Annotated in this window: 4 protein-coding genes and 1 pseudogene; all 5 read left to right on the top strand. The window is 55.1% G+C overall.

The annotated features are described in order from the left end of the window. A pseudogene (gene murC / locus PPL9_RS31690) lies at window positions 1-182 on the top strand (UDP-N-acetylmuramate--L-alanine ligase); the annotation flags it as partial. Then, on the top strand, window positions 179-1,153 hold the full coding sequence (gene murB / locus PPL9_RS27615) for a UDP-N-acetylmuramate dehydrogenase (RefSeq protein WP_057465727.1): 975 nt from the start codon (window positions 179-181) through the stop codon (window positions 1,151-1,153). The pseudogene murC and the gene murB, both read left to right, overlap by 4 nt. Before the next feature lie 46 nt (window positions 1,154-1,199). Then, a complete protein-coding gene (locus PPL9_RS27620; protein ID WP_208980677.1) occupies window positions 1,200-2,126 on the top strand; it encodes a D-alanine--D-alanine ligase in 927 nt (308 codons plus the stop codon). Continuing rightward, on the top strand, window positions 2,114-3,028 hold the full coding sequence (locus PPL9_RS27625) for a cell division protein FtsQ/DivIB (RefSeq protein ID WP_208986869.1): 915 nt from the start codon (window positions 2,114-2,116) through the stop codon (window positions 3,026-3,028). Before PPL9_RS27620 ends, PPL9_RS27625 begins: the two co-directional genes overlap by 13 nt. Beyond that, on the top strand, window positions 3,025-4,095 hold a 1,071-nt coding region (ftsA, locus tag PPL9_RS27630; RefSeq protein WP_244273492.1), incomplete at its 3' end, for a cell division protein FtsA. The genes PPL9_RS27625 and ftsA, both read left to right, overlap by 4 nt.

Genomic DNA, 4,095 nt, shown 5'->3' on the forward strand with positions numbered 1-4,095 from the left:
GTGCTGGTGGTCACCGTTCGGTTCACAGCATTGCTGGTCCTGATGAGCTGGCTGGTAAGATTGCGGAGCTGGCGGAGCCGGGTGATCTGGTGATTTGCCTTGGTGCAGGGAACATTACCCAGTGGGCTTACAAGTTGCCTGTAGAGTTGGAAGCGCTCTCTCCCAAAGGAGAGACTGTATGAGCCAAACTGTAAGTTACCCTGATCTCCTGCCGCTTCTTGGTGATGCTGTCGAAGACATTCGCGGTCGCATGATCCCGAACCAGTTGCTTTCTGCTGTGACATGGTTCCGTGTGGGAGGTCCTGCGCAGTTGATGTTCCAGCCTGCTGATGAGGCAGATCTGGCTGTGTTCATGAAAGCACTGCCAGAGGATGTGCCGGTGACTGTGGTTGGGCTTGGTTCCAACTTGCTGGTGCGTGATGGTGGCATTGAAGGTGTTGTTATTCGTCTGCCAATCCGCGGGTTTGGGCAGGTTGAATACCTTGGCAGCCATAAGTTGCGGGCAGGGGCGTGCGTTCCTGACAAGAAGCTGGCGGAAGAAGCGGCCAAGACGGGCACGGGTGGATTTGCATTCTACACCGGTATTCCAGGTGCTGTTGGTGGCGCCTTGCGCATGAATGCAGGGGCTCATGGGACAGAGACAAAGGACCGTGTTGTTAACGTTAACGCGGTGACACGATCCGGCGAAATCCTAACTCTTTCCAATGAGGAAATGGGCTATGCGTATCGCCATTCTTCTGCGTCAAAGGACCTGATTTTTACCAGTGCGGTGTTTGAAGGTTTTGCGCAGAGTGAAGACGAGATTCGCGCAGAAATGGCTGAAGTTGTTGCTCATCGTGAGAAAGCACAGCCCATTCGCGAGAAAACCGGTGGTTCCACTTTCAAAAATCCTGACGGCAACAGTGCCTGGAAGGTGGTTGATGCGGCTGGATGTCGTGGATTGCAGATCGGCGGCGCAAAAATGTCGGAATTACACTGCAACTTTATGTTGAACGTTGCAGACGCTACCGCTCATGATTTGGAAATGCTTGGCGAGACCGTTCGCCGGGATGCTCTGGCAAAGACAGGGACGCGTCTGGAATGGGAAATCAAGCGTCTTGGGGCGTTTGTGGACGGAGCGGCGATTGAGCCGTTTTTGGGTAAAGCGGGCTAATTCCGTTCACGTGTTGTTTTAGGCGTTTAAATCAGGATTGGGTTTTGTGATGACCAAGCATGTTGCAGTTTTGATGGGTGGATGGGTTGCTGAGCGGCCTGTTTCTCTGTCTTCAGGCAAAGACTGTGCGGACGCTCTGGAAGCGGCTGGTTATCAGATCACGCGTGTGGATGTTGACCGCAACATTTCTGCTGTGCTTCAGGAGCTGAAACCGGACGTGGCATTCAACGCGCTGCATGGGCCGTTTGGTGAAGACGGAGCTATTCAGGGTATTCTGGAAGTGCTCGATATTCCCTACACCCATTCCGGGGTGATGTCGTCTGCGCTTGCCATGCATAAGGAAAAGGCGAAGGCCGTGATGAAGGCTGCCGGTGTTCCGGTTGCCAATGCCATTGTGGCCAGTCGCGCTGATGCTGCGCGCCGTCATGTGATGGAGCCGCCTTATGTGATCAAGCCAATCAACGAAGGATCGTCCTTCGGTGTGCTGATTGTGAAGGAGGGGCAAGAGCATCCTCCGCAGGAATTGACACGCGAAGATTGGCAGTATGGTGATTTGCTCATGGTCGAGCGTTACATCCCAGGCCGCGAATTGACGTGCGCGGTGATGGGTGATGTGGCGTTAGGGGTACTAGAAATTGTACCGCTGGGTCACACTTATTACGATTATGATGCAAAATACGTCCCAGGCGGTTCACAACACATACTTCCTGCGGAAATTTTACCATCTGTTTACCAAGAAATACAAAAATCAAGTCTCAAGGCACATCAGGCTCTGGGGTGTCGCGGCGTTACACGCGCCGACTTCCGTTTTAACGAAGGACCCGGTGGCCTAGGAGAACTGATTTGTCTTGAGGTGAACACTCAACCCGGCATGACGCCAACATCACTGCTCCCGGAAATCGCGGCACATGCCGGACATGATTTCCAAGAATTGGTGAGTTGGATCGTGGAGGACGCAAGTTGCGGAAGATAAAGGCAAAATTTGATGCATTGCGGGAACGCACAGGCATCTGGAGCTATCGCTTCAGAAGTCGTGGCGTATCGCGTTTGCACCAGAGACCCGCTTGGGGGGTCACTGGATTTTTTGCACTTATCCCATCCTGGGCACCAACTGCGGGCGCTTTTGGCTTCCTTGCATTGTCCGCTGCTTATGGCATTACGCTGGGTGGACACGCCCGTAATGTGAGCGAATCAGTTACATCCTCCGTCGGTTTCGCGGTGAACGAGATCAAAATGGAAGGTTTGCAGCGTGTTACCGAGTTTCAGGTGCTGGAAGCACTTGAACTTCACGAACGGCCTTCTTTGATGTTGTTTGATGCGGCTGACGCGAAAGAGCGTCTGGAAGGTATTGCCTGGATCCGGAATGCGGCCATCCAGAAGTTCTACCCCGGTACGCTACGTGTGATGATCAAAGAGCAAGAGCCTTATGCGCTCTGGCAGCGTGGGGACATTACGTCTGTCATCACCAAAAAAGGCGAGGTCATCACCGATGAGGTGGATGGCCGTTATGCGAATTTGCTTCGCGTGGTCAATCACGGTGCGCAGCTGCGTGCTGGTGAGATTATGAGCGAGCTGGACAATTTCCCAGGTATCCGTGCCCGGGTGCGCGCTGCAAAGCTGCGCTCAGAGCGACGCTGGGATCTTGCCCTGGAAAACGGAATTACAGTGCGTCTGCCAGAATTTGATGTTGGCGATGCGCTGGCGGAACTTAAGAAGCTAGATGATCAAGGTGGTTTGCTCTCCCGCGATATCGTCGCGGTGGACCTGCGTTTGCAGGATCGCGTTGTGGTGCGTCTTTCGGATGACGCTGCCATTCGCCGCAAAACCACCATCGAGCAACGGGGTACGCCCTCCAACTCCGGGAGGGACACATGAGCTCGAATAAGAACGTGATTTTTCTGCCGCGGATGCGGCCTTTGCCGAGCCGCAGATCTGTTGTGGTTTCTGTGCTGGACGTCGGCTCCACGAAAGTGTGCTGTATTATCGCGAAATTGGTGCCTGGTGACGAGGAAGACCTGATGCCGGGCCGTTCGCATGGCATTGAGGTGCTGGGATACGGGTATCAGGCGTCTGCAGGCATGAAGTCCGGCGTTGTTGTGGACATGGATCAGGCTGAGCAGGCGATCCGCCGCGCAGTTGATCAGGCCGAGCGTATGGCCGGTGTGATGGTGGAAACGCTGCTGGTGACTGTCAGCTGTGGTCGTCTGCAGAGCGAGATTTTCTCCGCCACTGTGCCGCTTGGAACTGAAGGTGTGACTGAGGCCGATATTCAGCGTGTGCTGGCTGCCGGGTCTACCCATACGGCGACTGAGGGGCGGGCGGTGATGCATGCGCTGCCGATCTCCTACGGGCTGGATGGCAACCGCGGCATTCGTGATCCGCGCGGTATGATGGGCCGCAAGCTAGGCGTGGACATGCAGGTGGTTTCTGCAGAAGTACCGCCGGTGCGTAATCTGGAGCTTTGTATTGAGCGTGGACACCTGCAAGTGGAGTCACTGGTTGCGACGCCTTACGCAGCAGGCCTTTCCACGCTGGTAGAAGACGAGATTGAGTTGGGTGTTGCCTGTATTGATATGGGTGGTGGCACAACCACGCTTTCGATTTTTGTTGATGGTCAGATGGTGCATCTGGATGCGCTGGCTGTTGGCGGTAATCACGTCACCATGGACGTGGCGCGTGCGCTCTCCACACGGATGGAAGCTGCTGAGCGTTTGAAAGTTTTACATGGGTCTGCGCTGCCAAGTGTGGTGGACGACCGTGATTTTATTCAGGTGCCGCCCGTGGATACGGATGGCGATCTGCCAACGCAGATCCCCCGGGCGATGCTGACGCGGGTTATTCGCCCGCGCGTTGAAGAGATATTGGAGATGGTGCGAGACCGGATTGTCGCTTCTGGTTTTGCAGGCCGAGTGGGTAAACGTGTTGTGCTGACAGGCGGGGGC

Source organism: Pseudovibrio sp. POLY-S9, assembly GCF_001431305.1.
Classification (GTDB): domain Bacteria; phylum Pseudomonadota; class Alphaproteobacteria; order Rhizobiales; family Stappiaceae; genus Pseudovibrio.

Bases quoted from the DNA above. Each gene is read 5' to 3' on its own strand.
- murB (WP_057465727.1), top strand. From the start codon at position 179: ATGAGCCAAACTGTAAGTTACCCTGATCTCCTGCCGCTTCTTGGTGAT.